Source organism: Cohnella sp. LGH (assembly GCF_017671885.1).
Lineage (GTDB): Bacteria > Bacillota > Bacilli > Paenibacillales > Paenibacillaceae > Cohnella > Cohnella phaseoli.
The window spans coordinates 36421-55037 of record NZ_CP072117.1; the positions used below are offsets into that span (position 1 = coordinate 36421).

At 50.1% G+C, this 18617-nt stretch carries 16 protein-coding genes; 12 read left to right on the top strand and 4 right to left on the bottom strand.

Going from position 1 to position 18617, the window contains the following annotated elements:
* Positions 1-150: 150 nt before the first annotated feature.
* The 12 genes from J4772_RS00175 (at position 151) to J4772_RS00230 (ending at position 15040) form a co-directional block, all read left to right on the top strand.
* Entirely contained in the window at positions 151-1083 is a 933-nt protein-coding gene (locus J4772_RS00175) for a helix-turn-helix transcriptional regulator (protein WP_209073692.1), read from the top strand.
* A gap of 1 nt (position 1084) precedes the next feature.
* The gene (locus J4772_RS00180; RefSeq protein ID WP_209073693.1) at positions 1085-2824 is read left to right on the top strand and encodes a sensor histidine kinase; all 1740 of its coding nucleotides are present in this window, start codon (positions 1085-1087) and stop codon (positions 2822-2824) included.
* 156 nt (positions 2825-2980) lie between these two features.
* Positions 2981-5170 carry a hypothetical protein gene (locus J4772_RS00185; protein WP_209073694.1) on the top strand — a complete coding sequence of 730 codons (2190 nt, stop codon included), beginning with the start codon at positions 2981-2983 and terminating at the stop codon, positions 5168-5170.
* Positions 5171-5192: 22 nt separating this feature from the next.
* Positions 5193-5423, top strand: coding sequence for a twin-arginine translocase TatA/TatE family subunit (tatA, locus tag J4772_RS00190; RefSeq protein WP_209073695.1), 231 nt, complete (start codon positions 5193-5195; stop codon positions 5421-5423).
* A 23-nt stretch (positions 5424-5446) separates the two neighbouring features.
* The gene (gene tatC, locus J4772_RS00195) at positions 5447-6211 is read left to right on the top strand and encodes a twin-arginine translocase subunit TatC (RefSeq protein WP_209073696.1); all 765 of its coding nucleotides are present in this window, start codon (positions 5447-5449) and stop codon (positions 6209-6211) included.
* Positions 6212-6272: 61 nt separating this feature from the next.
* The gene (locus J4772_RS00200) at positions 6273-7955 is read left to right on the top strand and encodes a response regulator transcription factor (RefSeq protein WP_209073697.1); all 1683 of its coding nucleotides are present in this window, start codon (positions 6273-6275) and stop codon (positions 7953-7955) included.
* Between the two features lie 121 nt (positions 7956-8076).
* Complete coding sequence (locus J4772_RS00205; RefSeq protein ID WP_209073698.1) at positions 8077-9777, top strand: extracellular solute-binding protein; 1701 nt, start codon at positions 8077-8079, stop codon at positions 9775-9777.
* Positions 9778-9943: 166 nt separating this feature from the next.
* Entirely contained in the window at positions 9944-10801 is an 858-nt protein-coding gene (locus tag J4772_RS00210) for an ABC transporter permease (RefSeq protein ID WP_209076793.1), read from the top strand.
* A gap of 18 nt (positions 10802-10819) precedes the next feature.
* Positions 10820-11704: a carbohydrate ABC transporter permease gene (locus tag J4772_RS00215; protein WP_209073699.1), complete on the top strand. Its 885-nt coding sequence runs from the start codon at positions 10820-10822 to the stop codon at positions 11702-11704.
* Between the two features lie 29 nt (positions 11705-11733).
* Positions 11734-12927 (top strand): hypothetical protein, encoded by a 1194-nt coding sequence (locus J4772_RS00220; RefSeq protein WP_209073700.1) that lies wholly within the window; start codon positions 11734-11736, stop codon positions 12925-12927.
* Between the two features lie 2 nt (positions 12928-12929).
* Positions 12930-13859: a nucleoside hydrolase gene (locus tag J4772_RS00225; RefSeq protein WP_247741151.1), complete on the top strand. Its 930-nt coding sequence runs from the start codon at positions 12930-12932 to the stop codon at positions 13857-13859.
* A gap of 38 nt (positions 13860-13897) precedes the next feature.
* Positions 13898-15040: a Gfo/Idh/MocA family protein gene (locus tag J4772_RS00230; protein WP_247740959.1), complete on the top strand. Its 1143-nt coding sequence runs from the start codon at positions 13898-13900 to the stop codon at positions 15038-15040.
* A gap of 90 nt (positions 15041-15130) precedes the next feature.
* Here the strand turns inward: J4772_RS00230 and J4772_RS00235 are convergent, their stop codons facing one another.
* Genes J4772_RS00235 through J4772_RS00250 form a run of 4 tightly spaced genes read right to left on the bottom strand, consistent with a single transcriptional unit; the run spans position 15131 to position 18509 of the window.
* The gene (locus J4772_RS00235) at positions 15131-15910 is read right to left on the bottom strand and encodes a 3-hydroxybutyrate dehydrogenase (protein WP_209073702.1); all 780 of its coding nucleotides are present in this window, start codon (positions 15908-15910) and stop codon (positions 15131-15133) included.
* 19 nt (positions 15911-15929) lie between these two features.
* Positions 15930-16592: a CoA transferase subunit B gene (locus J4772_RS00240; RefSeq protein ID WP_116063293.1), complete on the bottom strand. Its 663-nt coding sequence runs from the start codon at positions 16590-16592 to the stop codon at positions 15930-15932.
* Between the two features lie 13 nt (positions 16593-16605).
* Entirely contained in the window at positions 16606-17298 is a 693-nt protein-coding gene (locus J4772_RS00245; protein WP_209073703.1) for a CoA transferase subunit A, read from the bottom strand.
* A 20-nt stretch (positions 17299-17318) separates the two neighbouring features.
* Positions 17319-18509: an acetyl-CoA C-acetyltransferase gene (locus J4772_RS00250; RefSeq protein WP_209073704.1), complete on the bottom strand. Its 1191-nt coding sequence runs from the start codon at positions 18507-18509 to the stop codon at positions 17319-17321.
* Positions 18510-18617 lie beyond the last annotated feature (108 nt).

The following is an 18617-nucleotide window of genomic DNA, read 5'->3' on the forward strand; positions in this document are numbered from 1 at the left end:
GGGAAGAAGGGGGCAATTAGCAAATGCTCCGACTATTTGACCATTTGTTATTTTGCCATATAAGAGAGTTAGACGAACTCGCGGCCGCGAATTATACTGAACACAGAATCCTTGTTAACTCTATGCGATGCAGTAGGGGAGTGGCGACAGATGGAAACCGATATTCGAATCGCAAGCATGACGCATACGCTGCAAATTGTGGGTTGTCATTTTGGCGTCAGGCAGCCCTTCTGGTCATATCCAAGACATCATCATCATTTATTCGAGCTGTTGTATTGTTGGGATGGGGAAATCACGCTGTCGACGGAGGATTATGAATTCACTCTAGAGGCGGGAGATTTACTGCTACTGAAGCCGGGAGTTAAGCATTACATGCATAACAACTCTGCACAGACCTATAGTTTCTTTAACACCCATTTCAATATAGACGATAAAGAATTGCGAGACCATCTGTCCGCCAATTCCTATGAGCATCTGAAGAAGAGCGCGATTCAACAAACTCGGTTGCCTGCTTGTTTGCAGGAATTGGAGGCCTTGCTCCAGAACGAGTTACAAAATTCCGCTCATCGCAGTTGGGAGGAAGGCACCATTTCTTTGCATCTCGCCGGTTTGAACAAGCTGTTGTTTCAAAGTCATGTCTTGCTGATGATTAAAGAGGTTGCAGTACTTCTTGATTCCAGAAGACATGGGAGCCGCGGCCTGGATCGCCATAGCTCTACAACCGAGGTGGATTTGGCCCATGCGGTAGAGTCGATGATTCAGAACAATATGTACACAGATATTAAAATCGAGGAAATCGCTAATCATTTGAATTTGAGCAGAAGCCAATGCTACAAGGTTTTCACCAAAGTGTACGGGATGTCGCCGCGCCAATATTTAACGCAGCTCACGCTGAATCAAGCCAAGCGACATCTGCTGGACAACGAACTAACGATAGAAGAGATCGCGGAGAAGCTGGGTTTCTCCTCCATCAGCCATTTTTCCAGACAGTTCAAGAGATGGACGGGCGTTTCCCCTTCCCAGTACCGTCCTAGAATCCATTTGAATCCTACGAACGGCAATTGGACGGGGGAGGAGAATTAACTTGCGGGTATGGTCGCGAATCAGGAACCTGTCTATTTTTCATAAGCTGATTCTTACCTTTGTTTTGATCACATTGCCTCTGTTCGGGTTGAGTCTTCGTATGAATGAGCTGGGGAAAAAGGAAGTGCAGACGCAGCTGTCGAACACGATGAAGTCGCAAATCCACTATTATTTCTTGTCCCTCCAGAATGAAATCCAACAAATTATTAGAAACCAGCAAGAGATTGTAAACGATGAACAGTTGCAAAACCTGGTTGGATTGGAATCTATTCTATCCGACTATGAAAAGGCGCAAACCATCAATTATCTGGCCAACAAATTAAAGAGCTTTAAGGGCTCCAACGCCAACATTAAAGATGTCAGCCTTTATTTGTACGCCATAGACGATGTGATCACCACTATGAATGCCAAGTTGGGTACAGTGACCAAAGAAAATATGGAAGACGTATCAAATGCGATTAACCAGAGAAGTTTTCCGCTCACTTACTTGAACGATCGCTTGTACGTCAATTTGTATTACCCTCAACGTCCGACTTCCGCTCAAGCGGATGGGGACGTGTCGCTTATACTTCAAGTGGAATTATCCATTGACGCGCTTAGAACGGCATTGGGGAATTTCCATCCGAACGGGCAAACGGTATTATTCAGCGATGCGTGGGCAATCGGCAGCCATTCGGATCTAACGCTTTTTGAGCAATTCAGCAACCACCTCTCTCTTGAACGGCTTTCCGAAAGTGTTCAGTCGAGTCTTTCTGTAGGAGGAGTCAAGTATCTTATCTTTTATGAAAAGTCGCTTTCGCTGGATACGGGGCTTCTTTTCTATATTTCTGAAGATATCGTGCTCGGAACATTGAAATCCTACCAGAGTTGGTTTTGGCTGCTGATTGCCAGCTCTCTAATCATCGTGATTGCCTTCTCTTACATGATTTATATGCTCATTCATCAACCGTTGAGGCGATTGGTGGAGCAATTCAAGAGGGTGGACGCGGGGCGTTTCGATGTCTCAACGTCGTACGTCAATCAGGATGAATTCGGCTATTTGTTCCGACAGTTCGATAAGATGGTCAACAACTTAAAGGTGTCAATCGACGATCTGTATATCCAGAAAATCAGGCTCCAGCACGCGGAATTGCAGCAACTGCAGGCACAAATCAATCCGCATTTCCTCTACAACAGCTTTTTTATCCTTCATAGGCTTATTCTGAATTACGATATCGATTCCGCAAAGATCGTATCCAAAAACTTGGGGAGCTATTTTCAATACATTACACGCAATGCGAAAAAAGAAGTGCCTCTAGTAGAAGAGGTAAATCATGCGCGATCTTATGTAGAGATTCAGAACGTCCGTTTCTCTAACCGAATTAACGCCGTATTTGAGGAATTGCCGGAACGATTCCACGAGATTCAGGCTCCAAGACTGATCCTGCAGCCGATTATTGAGAATGCCTACCAGCATGGACTTGGGGAGGTTGTCGAACAAGGCAGGCTGAGCATCCGATTCGCATCAAACGAACAACAATTACTGATGATTGTAGAAGACAGCGGACCGGGTCTGGATGACTCGGCCATCCACGATCTGGCGAGCAAGCTCAATCAATCGGACAATAGCGGAGAAAGCACAGGGTTGATTAATGTTCACCGTAGACTCCAACTCAAGTATGGGAACGGCTCGGGTATTGCAGTCGCCCGAAGCGACTTGGGAGGGTTGCTGGTGCGAATGAGCATTCCGTTTGAAACCTAGCCGTTGAAGCATCGCCGCTGAAGAAGACAAGGAGTGTCAACAAAAGTAGAAAAAAGCTTGTATTTTCAGAAAATGCCCTTCTCTATAATAAAAGGCGAGTAAGCAAACTTGCAGATTGTAAGCGATTTCTCGAGCAGCTATTTGGAGGAGGAGCAAATGATGTCGAAGGATGAAAGCGAGAGCAAACCAAAGCAAGGGTCAGAGGAGAACGTCCACGAAGGTGCCGGCGGTGTCATGTCGAGAAGAAAGCTGCTAGCTGCAATGGGAGTTGCCGGAGCGGCGATTGTCGCGGGGAGTTTACTTCCTTCAAGAGCGTTCGCGACGGAGGAGGGGAAAAGCGGAACAGGGAATGGAAATAAGGCCGGCAGCTGCGATCCCAACGAGCTATGCGACAGAGTGACGTCAATCGAGACGGATATCGGCGCGCAGGTCCAGCTTGTCGACTTTGGGGCTGACGGAACGGTCTCCGCCGATACGACCGCGCTGGCCGCTCTCACTGCTTATGTGAATGGTTTCCCTAATGGAACGGAGCCGCTGGGCATTGTTGACGGCATACCGGTACGTGTAGGGATCAATCGCGCCTCGGCGCCGATGAAGTACACGATCAGTTCGGGCGTTCAATTCATAAGACCGGTTGAGATCGTTGGAAGCGCCTCCAAAGTGTTGAATTATACCGGTACAGGCATTCTTCTGGAGATGGGAATCGACGATGGGCGAACGAGCGCCAATCTTTTTAACGAGGACCACTATCTGCTGGAAGGTCTTCATTTCACTGGTGGAAAAAACATGACGGCGGGAATTAGCTTTGCGCCGTTCTACGGACTGCTGGCAAGAATCAAGGATTGCATTTTTAATCAGTTCGGCAATCCGTCGAGCTGGGCGGTTGAGTTTCAAGCACAAAACTGGTGGCCGGAAATTACAGGCTGTCGCTGGGAAGTGTTTGACGATCAGGCGAAGAACTTCGTAAAAGCAATAGACGATGGACGCGGCGGCGCTTATCGAGGCTCCGGCAATTCACGGCTGAATTTCGCGGACAACAAGTGCAAATGGCATGGTGCGCTAATTGGCGGAACGGGCATCTATACGAATGCGGTGAAAACCCTAATCAGCCGCTGCGACTTCGAGAATGCAGGAGTAGGCGTGCAATTGGGCTATCCCTCCTTGGCCTCGGAGGTCGTAAATTGCTACTTTGAGCAGCCGCTTGGAGGAACGTCGATCCGATTGGGCGACCAGACTTCGCAAGGGAACAACAGCATTAACTTGATTAATATCAAGGACATTTACGTGAATCTGCACGGAACCGGCAAATTTCTGGATACAGGAAACACAAGCGTTACCACAGGCATACAGATCGACAGCGCGACCCTCATTGCGGGAGGAGAGCAAAAGCCGGTCCTCCATCTGAACGATCTTCCGGGGCAAGTGGTCCGGGTGCGCAATCTCGTCGCCTCGTATCAACCGCTACTGCCGGTAACGGATAATCCCATACAGGTTATCGATGTAGACGGGGTTCTGAACTCAAATGTCGTAAATGGCGCTTTAGCCGTGTCTCAATCGGGGGACAGCTTCACCATCCCGACCAATAAACTTAAACGGTTGGCCGACATGTGGTATGCCAAGACGGATTTTTCCTCTTGCACAGCATCTCGCGTTCAATTGAATAATGCGGACTTTATGCGAACCAGGAAGTCGCAGTATGCCTTGAGATTTAAACCGGGCGGCACAGGCACTTACAAATCCGTTTATTTTATGGTGCCGGCGTTAAGCGAGATGGTCGGCCATGTATGCACGGTGCAGCTGTTCGCCAGAGCTTCTTCCGCCGCCAATCTTCGCGTTGTCGCGCAAGCGGCCTATTCCTCCGCTGCTATCTTGCCTGCCGAAATTAAAGCGGAGAACGTCGCGTTAACAACGAGCTTCCAGGAGTTCACTTTCCCGTTCTGGCTCGGCAATCACGCCAATCTGACGAAGGATTCCTGGTTTATGCTGGAGCTAAGAATGCCGGATTCTCCGGCATGGTATGAGTTTACGGGCGTTCGGATTAATCATGGCGACTTTGGCCTATGCGCAAGTAATGACTACAGGACTGAGGGCGAGACGCTGGAGAGAGTTCGGCACTATTACGAACGTCGTACATTCGCATTGTCAGGCACAGGCGTTAGTACAGTTACGGTAGATATGGCTCCCAAAGCCAAGGCGCTTGCTTCAGCGGTTATGACCTTTACCAGCCCGGTTCGGGGGCCGCTATCGGGCGTGGAGGTACAGGGAGGCGCGAAGTTTGCGTTAGGGAGCTTTACAACTAATCTTAACACCGTTGTAGACTTTGACACGCAAGCCTTTCAATTCTAACGCTGACAAAGGAGGAGATGATATGCATCCGACTACCGTAACCGGCTTTATCTTGATTCTTATTGTAGCTCTTTTGCTATTTGGTCCGAGTAAGCTTCCCGAGCTAGGCAGAGCAGTTGGGCGGACGCTCCGGGAATTCAAGAACGGCGCCAAGGAATTGCTTCCGGAATCGGACTCGTTGAAACGGGAAATTGTACTGGACTCCGATTCTCAACCGGTGAGCTCGGATAAGCCGTCCAATCAGCCGGGATAATGGCCGAGCGGGGGGATGACTCGATGAAGGAAAAAGAGATGAAGCTCTCCCTGCATCTTGCGGAGCTTCGCAAACGCGTTTTTCGGATTGTGGCTGTGCTGGTTGTTACGATGGTCGGCGGTTTGTTGACGGCAAACGATGTTTTGGCGTATTTACGCTCCGTGAAGCCTGCGGATGCTGTTTCCTGGCATGTATTCTCCCCATGGGACAGTATCCGGCTTTATATGCAGATTGCTTTCATCGTTTCAGTGGGACTGTCTATGCCCGTTATTCTTTATCAGCTATGGGCGTTCGTCAAACCCGGTCTTCGCGAGGAGGAGAGGTCGGCGACGTTTCGGTACATTCCGCTGACAGCCCTATTATTTCTGGCTGGACTGGGTTTTGCTTATTTTGTTGTCTTCCAATCGGCTTTTCATTTTGCCGGCATGCTTAACAAACGGATGAACGTGACGGAAACTTACGGAGCTGCCCAATATTTCTCGTTTATGTTCAGCATTCTGCTTCCGGTTTCGTTGATCTTCGAGCTTCCTGCTTTGCTTATGTTTCTGACTAAGCTGCGAATGCTTAAACCGGGCTTGCTGCGCAAGTTCCGCCGACATGCTTACTTTGGCCTGATTGTTGTATCGACGTTTATCGCTCCGCCGGATTTCTTATCTAATATTTTGATTGCGATTCCGCTTATACTGCTTTATGAGCTGAGCGTTCTGCTCTCAGCGCGGATTTATCGCAAACAGATGGAGCGCGATCTTGATTTTTTGAATAAAACAAGGATCTGTCCGCGGGGATGAAGATGACCGGGGATAGATCCTTTTCCCATATTTCTACTTCGAGAGCAAAAGGAGAACCGCCATGTACAGACTCTTAATCGTGGATGATGAACCCGTAATCGTTAACAGCATGTATCAGTTATTTCGCGAGGCTGTCCATCTGGACATCGAAATTTACCGGGCCTATACGGTCTACGAGGCATTAAATATTCTCCAGCAGCATCGTATAGATTTGGTTCTGTCCGACATCCGCATGCCGGGATTAAGCGGAATTGAATTGCAGAAAGTCATTGTCGATAAATGGCCCATGTGCAAAATTGTCTTTTTAACGGGATACAACGACTTTGAATACGCCAAACAAGCGATACGCAATGGCGGGGTAGTCGATTACTTGCTTAAGCATGAGGATGACGACATGATTCTGCAATCGGTGGAAAAGGCAATCGCGGCGATCGAGAAGCAGGCATTATCGGACAGCTATGTGCTCAAATCGCGAACGAAGCTGCAATTGGCGCTCTCTGCGGCACAGAAAAACGCGCTTTTTGATTTAATCTACGGAAACAAGCCATCACAGGAGTTATTGGCGAAGAAATTCGGACAATTGGAAATGCCGCTCTGCGTGGATCGGCGCGTGTATCAGATCGTTGGAAGGGTCGACAACTGGGATCATGTCCAGGAGGACAAGGATCGCGAGCTCCTCGTCTTTGCCGTGCAGAACATTGTCGACGAGTATTTAAGCTCTGCAGCCGTATGCGTGTCGGTCGCTTTCGATCAATATAAATTGCTCTGGTTAATGCAGCCGCCGGAGAGCCCTGCCGCCCTCTCGGATCAAGAGGCGGAACAGGAATGGAAGCTGTTAACCGCAAGAGTGCAAGGCTTGCTGGAAGATGCGCAATCGGCCTGCAAGCAAATTTTGAAACTATCGGTTTCTGTTGCTGTCAGCCATGAACCGGTAAGCTGGGAGGGGTTCGGGGTCCAATTCAATTATTTGAAGATGCTTCTCGGACAAGGGTACGACGGCAAGCACGATTTGCTGATTCAAGAAGGGAAAAGTCTGGGCGGGCTGGATGTCGGTAAGAATCGGCAGTACTTTGCCGGATCCCAGCAGCTTCGGAAGCAGTTGGGACAACTGGAAGAGTACCTGGAAAGCGGGCAAGCCGAAGCGTTCACGAAGCTTTATGGACAAGTTATGAAGCGGGATGTTTCCTTGCACAGTCACGGCGATCTGCTCGAGCTGTTTTACTCCGTTTCCCTCTATCTGCTGTCTTACGCTAACCGGACCGGACTGCTGCACATCCTTTCTTACAAGATGGACATAGGCAAGTTAACGCAGTATGCCGCTCATGACTCGTGGGAGGGCATTGTACAATATTTTGCAGAATTCGCGCAGTTATTGTTCGAAAACAGAACGGGCAGTCTGGAGGTCGGCACGCAAAGAACGATTCAAATAATCCATCAGTATATCCAAACTCATCTGGATCAGGAACTGACCTTAACGAATTTGGCCGAGCTTGTCAATCATAGTCCGGCCTATTTGTCCAGACTATACAAGAAGGAGACGGGAGTGGCTTTATTCGATTACATTACGGAACGCCGAATGGCGAAGGCAAAGGAATTGCTCTCCCAAACTGCGATGAAAATCCACAAGATTGCGCTAGAAGTCGGCTATGAATCGCCGCCTCAATTCACCCGTTCATTTAAGAAGTGGCTTAATGTGACCCCGCAAGAGTATCGGGATTCCTCTCAGAATCTTGACCTGCAATGAGGATAACAGGAGTCAACGAAAGTAGAAAGAAGCCTGTATTTGGTCAGGACGGCGCTCTCTATAATGGGGTATAGCAACAAGATTGGCAGTATAAAAAAAGACTATGGAGGGTGTTCGGGGTATGAGATTCAAGAGAATGAAAAGAGCGGGAATCTTTGCTATGGCTTTGGTGCTTGTACTGCTTACAGCTTGCAACAACAGTAACAACGCTGCATCGGAGAGCATGCAGCCTGCGTCGTCTCCGGAATCGTCGGCTTCCCAATCGGCTTCGTCCGAGGCAAGCAGCCCGGAGGCGAGCTATGACCCACTAGGCAAGTTCGATCCGCCTATAGAGGTTTCCGTCGTTCGTTCAACCAATGTGTTGAAGTTTGACGAGGGAGAATCCTATGAGAAAAATGCTTGGCTGGACTTCTATGAGAGCGAGTTCGGGATCAAAGTTAACCTGTTGTGGGTGTCCGACCAATTCGATCAAAAGATGAATACGACGATGGTGTCGGGGAAGCTGCCCGATATTATGCCTCTGGGCGGCAATCAATTCAAACGGCTGGCCGAGACGGATCAGCTGGAGGATTTGCGAGACGCGCTTGAGAAATACGGCTCGGAGGACTTGAAAAAGGTTTTTGAAGGTGGCGGCCAAATCGGTCTTGATTCGGTCACTAAGGACGGGAAGATTCTGGCGCTTCCATGGCTTGGCGGTTACGCGGGATCGGCGCCGCTGCTGTGGATCCGCACCGATTGGCTGAAGAAGCTGAACCTGCCTGAACCGCAAACGATGGATGATGTGCTTAAAATTGCAGATGCATTCGTCAATCAGGACCCGGACGGCAACAACCAGAAGGATACGTACGGGTTGGTTGTGAACAAGGACTTGTATACCGATCTGTTCGGAGTAGACGGCTTCTTCAACAGCTATCATGCCTATCCGAAAATCTGGGTCAAGAACGATGCCGGGGAAATCGTCTACGGCAGCGTTCAGCCGGAAATGAAAACGGCCTTGGCCAAATTGCAGGAGCTGTATAAAAACGGAACACTCGACAAAGAGTTCGTCGTTAAAGACGCAGATAAAGTAGGGCAAATGGTGAACGCCGGGAAGCTGGGAATCACCTACTCCGTAGATTGGCTGCCGCTGTACTTGCAAGCGGGCAAAAACCAGAACCCTGACATGGAATGGAAGCCTTATCCGCTGCTGTCGATCGATAGCGCGCCGGTCCAGCCTAAAGCGGGATACCCGATCAACGCCTACTACGCGGTGCGCAAAGGCTTCGAACATCCGGAAGCGCTCGTGAAGATGATGAACGCGAGTCTGGTTCTCTGGAGCAAAAAATATCCGGACAGAGACTTGGCGCGGAAGCTGGAATTCAATAATGGCGTTGAGAAGTGGTCCTATCGACTTGTCCATAATCAAATTCCGACGCAAAACATCGATGCGTACAAAAATGTCAATAAAGCGATCGAAACCAATGACGAATCGGTCCTTAATCCCAACTCGGGCGAGCCGGATGTCTATAAGCGCATGAAGGAATACTTGGCCGGGGACCTCAAGTCTTGGGGGTACTACATGGATTTCGGACCCGAAGGCTCCCAATCCATCTTGGCGGAATACGACAAAAACAGTGCTTTCAAAATAACGGAATTTATCGGCGTACCTACGGCGACCATGGTTAACCAAGGAGATACGCTGGCGAAGCTGGAGCTCACTGCCTTTACGAAAATTATTATGGGCGAAGCCTCTGTCGATTCCTTTGACGATTTCGTTGCGAACTGGAAAAAGCTTGGCGGAGACGACATGACCAAAGAGGTTCAAGAGGCGATGAAGAAGTAGAAACTGAAACAGAAACAGAAATCCCATCAAGAAGGTTTAATTGCAGAAGCGGGAAGGAGGCTTCACTTCTCCCGACCGCTTCTGTAATCGACAAGGCGGTGAAGAAATATTGCATTTCATTAAACCAAGATCAAGCAAGCGGCTGCGCGAGTTTCCCTTGCATATCATGCTGCTGCCGGGCGTCCTTATCTTGTTTGTTTACAGCTATATTCCGATGGCGGGCATCTCGATTGCGTTTCAAAATTTCTACCCGACTAACGGTTTGTTCGGCTCGGATTGGATCGGGCTGAAAAATTTCCGCTATGTGATGCAGATGCCGGACATCGCGGAAGTCCTGTGGAATACGATCTACATCGCCACGATGAAAATTATAGCCGGCCAGATTGTACCGCTCTCCATTGCGCTGTTATTGAATGAATTGAAGAATCAGCTTGTCAAAAGAGGCGTTCAAACCTTAATTTATTTGCCGCACTTTCTTTCCTGGATTTTGCTGGGCGGAATTTTGATTGATATTTTGTCTCCTTCCGAAGGGATTATTGCTCAGATTTTAAGGACGATAGGCATTGAGCCGATCTTCTTCCTGGGATCGAACCAATGGTTTCCTTATGTGATGGTAGCCTCGGATGTTTGGAAAGAGTTCGGTTTCGGCACGATTATTTATCTCGCCGCCATTACGGGGATCAATCCGACCCTCTACGAAGCGGCGATTATGGACGGCGCGAACCATTGGCGCCAGACCTGGCATATTACCTTGCCCGGCATGCTGCCGATTATTGTCCTGATGGCCACCTTAAGCTTGGGCAATGTATTAAATGCGGGCTTTGATCAGATTTTTAACCTTTATAGTCCTGCTGTCTATCAGACGGGAGATATTCTCGATACTGTCGTTTATCGCATGGGTTTAATTGATGCGCAATTCGGCGTAGCGACAGCGATCGGTTTGTTGAAATCCGTCGTGTCGACCATTCTGATTTCAATTTCTTATTATTTGGCTTACCGTTTGGCCAATTACCGGATTTTCTAAGGAGGGAGAGGGATTGCTTTGAAACAGCGCATTTCGCTTGGTCGGAACATTTTTATAGGGAGTAATTACATTTTTCTTATTTTCTTGTCTTTTCTATGCCTGTTCCCGCTTATCCATGTGCTTGCAATATCTTTCAGTTCCAGCTCCGCTGCCGCGTCCGGCTTGGTTAAGCTGTGGCCGGTTGATTTCCAGATATCCTCCTACCAGTACATCTTGAATAAGCCGGAATTTATCCAGTCCGTTCTCGTGACGCTGAAACGCGTTGCCCTTGGATTTACGATTAATTTGCTGATGTCGGTTTTATGCGCTTATCCCCTCTCCAAGGAGAGAAGCTCGTTCAGGTATCGGACCGTATATGCTTGGTATTTTATTATTACGATCTTATTTGGCGGCGGCCTCATTCCCTGGTATCTCACCGTTAGCGAGACAGGGTTGATCGATACGATTTGGGCGTTGGTTATTCCGGGCGCCGTGCCCGTGTTTAATGTCATCTTGCTGCTTAACTTTTTTCGAGGATTGCCCAAAGAAATTGAAGAATCGGCATTCATGGATGGCGCCGGACATTGGCGGGTGCTGTGGCTGATGTATATTCCGCTGTCGCTTCCTTCGCTCGCCACAATATCGTTGTTCACGCTTGTAGGTCATTGGAACTCCTGGTTCGACGGCCTGATCCTGATGAATTTCCCGGACAAATATCCTTTGTCTACTTATCTTCAATTGGTCATCATCAACAGCGATCCGATGAAAATGAGCGCCGGCGATATTTACAAGTATGCCGAAATCTCGGATCGGACGACGCGAGCAGCGCAAATTTTCCTGGGTGCGCTACCTATTCTGCTCGTTTACCCGTTTCTGCAAAAATATTTTGTCAAAGGAATCGTTCTTGGAAGTATTAAAGGCTGATGTTCTTTGGAAAAGGATGATGATTTGCTATGACGAATCCGTTGCGGGTTGCATTTGGGAAAGTGAAGATTACGCCGGAGGAGCATGCTCCGCTGCAAGGCTACGATGTAACCGGGAATATTGCCAATCCAGCGCAGGATATACTTGACGATTTATATGCCAGAATGGTGATGCTTGACGACGGTGAGGAGCGCAGCGTCATCGTGAGCGTAGACAGCTGTCTGACGAATGAACTCCCTTTTCTACCGATAAAACCGTTTATTGAACATCCCGCCTATAATTATTTGGCCAGCACGTTCCCGGAGGGCACCAAGCGTTCATGGGGGGAGGCTGCGAATGTAGATCCCGACAGGGTGACGGTACATGCGACTCATACGCATACGGCTCCGGGATATTTCGGGCACAAATATACGTCGCGCATTACGACGGAGATCAAGGCCATGTCGAGCCGGTTACAGCCTGCGCTTGTGAAAGTAGCCTCCGGAGAATGCGTCGTATCGGTTAATCGGCGGCCAAATCTGCGCCATAACGATGACCTGGAGATCGATCGTGCGCTGCATATGCTTCTGTTCGAGTCGCAGGAAGGGGAGCCTTTGGGCGCGCTTGTGAATTGCGCCGTCCATCCGACGCTGCTGTCGCATACCTCTGCCAGGGTGTCATCGGAATTTGTAGGTCTGGCGATGGGGGAATTGGAGGAAAGGTATGGGGACGGATTTGTTTCCTTGTTTATTCAGGGTTTTGCCGGAGATGTCGGCCCTCTCAATCAACGGTGGGAAGAGACGACAGACACTTATCCGAAGGTGAAGGAGATGGGGCGGGCCCTTTGCGAGAATATTGCGAGCCTGCTGCCGCAGTTAAGCGCAGTTGCCGGCACGCCGATTCGCAGCGTACAAAGGCAGATCGCTTTACCGACGAATGCGCGCTATTATGAGCCATCCGTCCATGCCCAACTGCATGCGCTCAGAATCGGGGAGATCTTGCTGTTTGCTTCTTCGTTAGAGACGTTCAGCGGGTATGCCAAACCAATCGCAAAGCATTCACCGGCCGCAGCGACGCTCTTCTCGGGCCTGGCGAACGGGTATGCCGGTTACCTCCCGACAACGGCAGCCTTTCGGGATGGTTTGGGCGGATATGAAATGGAAACGACGCCGTATTCGGAGGAAGCTTGCGAGCTTTTTATTTCCGAAGCGGTAAGTTTGATCGGGGAGTTGTATTCGCCGTGAGTATGGAAAATCGGGAAGTCATGGCCGCGGTACCGGTTATTCTGGATACGGATATTGGCCCGGATTGCGACGATGCGGGAGCGCTGGCTGTGCTGTTAACTTTGGCCGGTAAGGGAGAAGCCGATATTTTGGGCGTTATGCACTGTACGTCAAGTCCATGGGGGAGCGGCTGCATCTCTGCAATTCATACGTATTACGGGAGACCGGACATTCCGATCGGCACATTGCAAGAGGAGCATTTTCTGGATGAAGAGATGTATCAGAGGTACAACAGACCTATTGCCGAAAACTACCCGCACGCCTATCGGCAAGGGGGAGCGGCGGAGGATGCTATCGTCTTATATCGGAAGCTGCTGGCGGCTTCGGACGACGAGAGCGTGGTCATTATCGGCATCGGCCCATTAGTGAATTTATATCGTTTACTGAGTTCTGCTCCTGATGAATTGCACCCTCTGGATGGAATTGCTTTGGTTAGACAGAAAGTCAAAACGCTGGTTGTCATGGGAGGAGCCTATCCGTCGGGGAAAGAATGGAACTTCGAAATGCACCCCGCAGCGGCAAAATATGTAGTCGAACAGTGGCCTTCCCCGATCATTTTCAGCGGATATGAAGCAGGGGTAGATATTCAGACGGGCTCGCGATTGTTTAGAGACACTGCTGCAGACCACCCCGTTCGCAAAGCCTATGAGCTGTTCCTTGATGGGAGGCAAACCAGAAGCAGTTGGGACTTGATCACCGTGTTGATCGGCGTGCGAGGCTTGTGCGGGTTATGCGAAGCGGAGCAAAACGGTTGGGTTGAAGTGAGCGCGACAGGTGAAAACAGATGGATCGAGGGACGCGTGCCGGGCAAGACGCACAGCTACATCAAGATGAAGGCCGCGAAGGCCGAAATCGAGGCCATACTTGATGAACTGATTTGCACTAAAAATTAAGAGTCATAGCTCCAATTGCTTCCTGGAGGGATACACATATGATCGACATTGCGGTGATCGGCTACGGTTTTAGAGGGAAAGTGCTAAGCACGCATCTGCTGCAAATGAACAAAAATATTAGAATATCGGCGATTGTCGATAGCCGGATAGAAGAAATTAAAGGCGAGCTGGGGAACGACGCGGACAATATCCGTTTTTACGACACGGTGGACGAACTGCTGGATCGTGAAAAGCCGGACGGTATAATCGTCGGCACCAGATGTTCGTCTCATGCTCAAATCGCGATTAAAGTGCTGGAGAAACGCATTCCTTTTATTCTTGAGAAGCCCGTTTCGACTCGTATGAACGATTTGTTGGCGCTCAAGTCGGCTTACGAACGGAGCGGTACCGAGGTAGCTGTCCCCTTCTCCTTAAGGCTAAACACGCTGGGTCAAGCAGCGAAGGAAATTGCGGAATCGGGCAAGCTCGGAACGATAGAGCATGTGCAGGCGATTAATAACGTTTCTTACGGCTCCGTCTATTTTCAACACTGGTATAGGGATGAGCGGGAAACAGGAGGACTGTTTCTGCAGAAAGCCACGCATGACTTCGACATGATCCAATACATTTTACAGCTAAAGCCGACATGGGTCAGCGCTGTAAAATCCAAACAAATATTTAAGGGCAATAAACCGGCAGGATTAAGATGTGCCGACTGCGAGGAGCGGGAGACATGTCCGGAAAGTGCGATACTCCATCGCAAAAGAGGCGAGCCGGTTCACGGCGAAATGTGCTGCTTCGCAGCGGATACCGGGAATGAAGATTCCGGCAGCGCAATCATCCAATATGAGAGCGGAATGCATGCCAGCTATTCGCAAAACTTCTTTGCCCGTAATAAAGCGGCTACGAGAATGTTTAGATTTCTAGGGTATAAAGGAACAATGGAGTTTGATTATTACACGAATCGCATTCAGGTATTTATGCATCATACGAATCGGATCGAAACGTACGAAATCCCTGTCGGCAACGATACGCATGGCGGCGGAGACATCGCTGTATGTCAAAGTCTCCTGGATACGATTACGAAAGGCCTGCCCTCCCAGACTCCTTTGGAAGAGGCGATGCAAAGCGCATTGCTGTGCTTAAAGGCGAATAAATCGGCAGAGACGCGTACTTTCCAAGAAATAAAGTGGACTGAATAGTCAAATGAGAAGAAGCGTGGAGTTAAGGTTTATATGAAAAGCGGCTTTCCCTGTTCTTGAAGCAGAGATGGAAAGCCGCTTATTTGCGTCTTATTGAGCAGTATAACCGCCATCGATGACAATCGCTTGGCCGGTAATTCCTTTGGCGTGATAGCCGGACAGGAAGACGGCGTATTCCGCGACTTCTTGCATTTCGATGAGTCTGCGTTGCGGAACGAGAGGCAAAATCACTTTTTCCAGAGCTTCCTCCCGGGAGAGCTGGTGGAGGGCTGCCACATCCGCCAATTGGTTTCTCACCAAGACCGTATCTACATAACCGGGGCAGAGCGCATTCACCGTAATTCCGTCCGTGGCGGTCTCAAGCGCAACGGCTTTGGTTAAGCCGATAAGACCGTGCTTAGCGCTATTGTAGGCGGTTTTCCCCGCGAATCCGACCAGGCCGTTAATGGAGGCGATATTGATAATCCTGCCGAATTGCCTCCTCTTCATGCCGGGAATGACCAACTTGGTCAAAATAAAGGGGGCCGTCAGCATAATTCGGAGCATTCGTTCGAACGTTTCCGTCGGAAAATGCTCGACTGGCGAAACATACTGCATCCCCGCGTTGTTGATTAGGATATCGACGCTCCCCCAGGTCGATTCGATACTTTGAATCGTGCCGGCGATCTCACTTTCGGGCGCGGTTACGTCCAGCTTGATCCCATGTGCGTCGAGTCCCGATTGTCTAAGAGATTCCGCAGAATGTTCAGCTACCGTTCCGTCCAGATCGGTTAGAACGACGGTGGCCCCTCCTTCGGCGAAGCGCCGCCCGATTTCAAATCCGATTCCTCGCGCCGCTCCCGTGACGAGCACGACTTTTTGGTTTAACATGCCGCTTTCCCTCCACTCATTAGTAAGCGTCTAGAAGGACGTTGTCTGCGATTCGCAGCGGAGGCTCTGTCGCAGCCAGAATATCGTCGCAAGTATAACCTCTAGCGACCTCCGATAAGACAAGGCCTTCCGGAGTGACATCGATAACTGCGCGATCGGTTATGATTCTGTCCACGACGGATTTGCCCGTGAGAGGGAGCGTGCATTGCTTCAATATTTTCGGCTTGCCGTCTTTGTTCACGTGATCCATGATGACGACGATTCGCTTGGCGCCATGAACGAGATCCATCGCTCCGCCCATGCCTTTGACCATCTTACCGGGAATCATCCAGTTGGCCAAGTCTCCCGACTCGGATACCTCCATGCCGCCAAGGATGGCGAGGTCGATATGCCCGCCGCGGATCATGGCGAAGGAGTCGGAGCTATCGAAATAAGAGGCCCCTGCAATCGCGGTTATCGTTTCTTTGCCGGCGTTGATCAGATCGGGATCGACTTGATCTTGGGCCGGATAAGGGCCGATTCCGAGCAGGCCGTTCTCGGATTGAAGCAGCACCTGCTTCTCATCCGGGATGAAGTTGGCTACCAATGTAGGGATGCCGATTCCAAGATTCACGTAGTATCCGCTGGCGATTTCCTTCTCTGCGCGGATTGCGATTTTCTCGCGAATAGATAATTCGGCCATGGGATTCTCCTCCTTATCGCTGTGCGACCGTTAACTTCTCGATTCGTTTTTGTTGTTGGCCCACGATGATCTGCTGCACGTAAATTCCCGGTGTATGAATTCGATCGGTATCAAGAAAGCCGTCTTCCTTTAACTGTTCCGTCTCGGCAATCGTAATGCGACCGGCGGTTGCCATGAGAGGGTTGAAGTTGCGCGCTGTTTTGTTATACGTCAGATTTCCCAGCTTATCAGCGGCTGCGGCGCGAACTAAGGAGAAGTCGGCGGTTAACGCTTCCTCTAGGAGATAGGTTTTGTTGCCGAACACTCGCGTTTCTTTCCCCTCCGCGAGCGGCGTTCCTACGCCTGCGGGGGTGTAGAAGGCAGGAATGCCTGCGCCACCCGCTCTGATTTTCTCCGCTAACGTGCCTTGAGGCAACAGGTCGACCTCGATCTCTCCCGAGAGAACTTGCCGTTCAAACTCTTTGTTCTCTCCGACATAAGAGGCGATGATCTTCTTGATCTGCTTGTTGCGAAGCAACAGGCCAAGACCCCAATCGTCGACCCCGCAATTGTTGGATATGACGGTTAGGTTCTTCACTCCGGTTTCGGACAGCGCGACAATCAGATTTTCGGGAATGCCGACAAGACCGAAGCCGCCAACCATTAGAATTGAGCCGTCGCGAATATCGGAAACCGCTTCCATAAACGATGAGTTTATTTTTTTCATTTGGCTTGCTCCCTTCTGGATTATTCGCAGCGCTCTACGACGACAGCGACTCCTTGCCCGCCGCCGACGCATAATGCAGCCAAGCCATATCGTGAATTTCGACGTGCCATCTCGTACAGCAGGGAGACCACGACCCTAGCGCCGCTGGCTCCGATCGGATGTCCTAAAGCAATTGCTCCACCGTTGACGTTAAGCTTGCGGTCATCTAGATCGAAATGCTTCGCGTACAGGAGCGCTTGGGAGGCAAACGCTTCATTAGCTTCGATCACATCGATATCGGCAATCGTTAGTCCGGCTTTCTGAAGCGCCTTCTCCGTAGCCGGAATCGGTCCGATTCCCATATGAGCGGGATCGACGCCAACGACGGCGCATGAGCGAATAACGGCCATGGGATGAAGACCGTGCAGTTCTGCGCTAGACCTGCTCATGACCAATAGAGCTGCCGCTCCATCATTGATGCCGGAAGCGTTGCCGGCCGTCACTTTGCCGTCTTTCTTGAATGCAGGCTTGAGCTTGGAGAGACCTTCCAACGTCGTGTCCGGGCGAGGAAACTCATCTTGATCGGCTCGCAGCATTGCTCCTTTGCGCCCCGGCAGATCCATGGCGACGATTTCGTCCTTGAAGGTTCCATTGGTCATCGCGGCTGCGGCTTTTCTTTGGCTATCTAACGCAAACTGGTCGAGCTGCTCGCGCTCCAGGTTGTACCGTTCGCATAAATTTTCCGCAGTTATACCCATATGATAATCGTTCTGCGCACACCACAAGCCATCCTTGATCATGCTGTCGCGAAGCGTTTGATCACCCAAGACGTAGCCGGAGCGCGTTCCTTGAAGCAGATGAGGAGCCTGGGTCATATTTTCCATTCCGCCTGCGACGACAATGTCGCATTCCCCGCTCTGAATGGATCGGTAAGCGATCTGCAGCGACATTAGACCGGAGCCGCACACTTGGTTTACCGTTGTCGCGGGCACCTCTACGGATAAGCCTGCTTGAAGCGAGGCCTGCCGTGCCGGGTTCTGGCCAAGTCCGGCCTGCAGGACATTGCCCATAAGTACTTCTTGTACGAGAGAGCCGGAGATGCCGGCTCGTTCGATAACTGCCTGTATGACGGCAGCGCCTAGCTGCACGGCTGAGACATCCTTGAAAGCACCGCCCAATTTCCCGATTGGCGTTCGCGCCGCGCTGACGATGACAACTTCATTTTCGCTCATGCGCCCATCCCTCCTCATTCAATCGAATCGTCCATAATGATTCCCTTCATTAAAATTGTACTGAAGCAGCATTTATGAGTAAAATACATATATCGAATATAATTAATT

What these genes read in the sequence shown, in the direction of transcription:
- J4772_RS00235 (WP_209073702.1), bottom strand. Translation starts at nt 15,910, where the DNA reads ATGTTAAACCAAAAAGTCGTGCTCGTCACGGGAGCGGCGCGAGGAATC.
- J4772_RS00200 (WP_209073697.1), top strand. Translation starts at nt 6,273, where the DNA reads ATGTACAGACTCTTAATCGTGGATGATGAACCCGTAATCGTTAACAGC.
- J4772_RS00240 (WP_116063293.1), bottom strand. Translation starts at nt 16,592, where the DNA reads ATGGCCGAATTATCTATTCGCGAGAAAATCGCAATCCGCGCAGAGAAG.
- J4772_RS00245 (WP_209073703.1), bottom strand. Translation starts at nt 17,298, where the DNA reads ATGAAAAAAATAAACTCATCGTTTATGGAAGCGGTTTCCGATATTCGC.
- J4772_RS00225 (WP_247741151.1), top strand. Translation starts at nt 12,930, where the DNA reads ATGGAAAATCGGGAAGTCATGGCCGCGGTACCGGTTATTCTGGATACG.
- J4772_RS00250 (WP_209073704.1), bottom strand. Translation starts at nt 18,509, where the DNA reads ATGAGCGAAAATGAAGTTGTCATCGTCAGCGCGGCGCGAACGCCAATC.
- tatA (WP_209073695.1), top strand. Translation starts at nt 5,193, where the DNA reads ATGCATCCGACTACCGTAACCGGCTTTATCTTGATTCTTATTGTAGCT.
- J4772_RS00230 (WP_247740959.1), top strand. Translation starts at nt 13,898, where the DNA reads ATGATCGACATTGCGGTGATCGGCTACGGTTTTAGAGGGAAAGTGCTA.
- tatC (WP_209073696.1), top strand. Translation starts at nt 5,447, where the DNA reads ATGAAGGAAAAAGAGATGAAGCTCTCCCTGCATCTTGCGGAGCTTCGC.
- J4772_RS00205 (WP_209073698.1), top strand. Translation starts at nt 8,077, where the DNA reads ATGAGATTCAAGAGAATGAAAAGAGCGGGAATCTTTGCTATGGCTTTG.
- J4772_RS00185 (WP_209073694.1), top strand. Translation starts at nt 2,981, where the DNA reads ATGATGTCGAAGGATGAAAGCGAGAGCAAACCAAAGCAAGGGTCAGAG.
- J4772_RS00210 (WP_209076793.1), top strand. Translation starts at nt 9,944, where the DNA reads ATGCTGCTGCCGGGCGTCCTTATCTTGTTTGTTTACAGCTATATTCCG.
- J4772_RS00220 (WP_209073700.1), top strand. Translation starts at nt 11,734, where the DNA reads ATGACGAATCCGTTGCGGGTTGCATTTGGGAAAGTGAAGATTACGCCG.
- J4772_RS00175 (WP_209073692.1), top strand. Translation starts at nt 151, where the DNA reads ATGGAAACCGATATTCGAATCGCAAGCATGACGCATACGCTGCAAATT.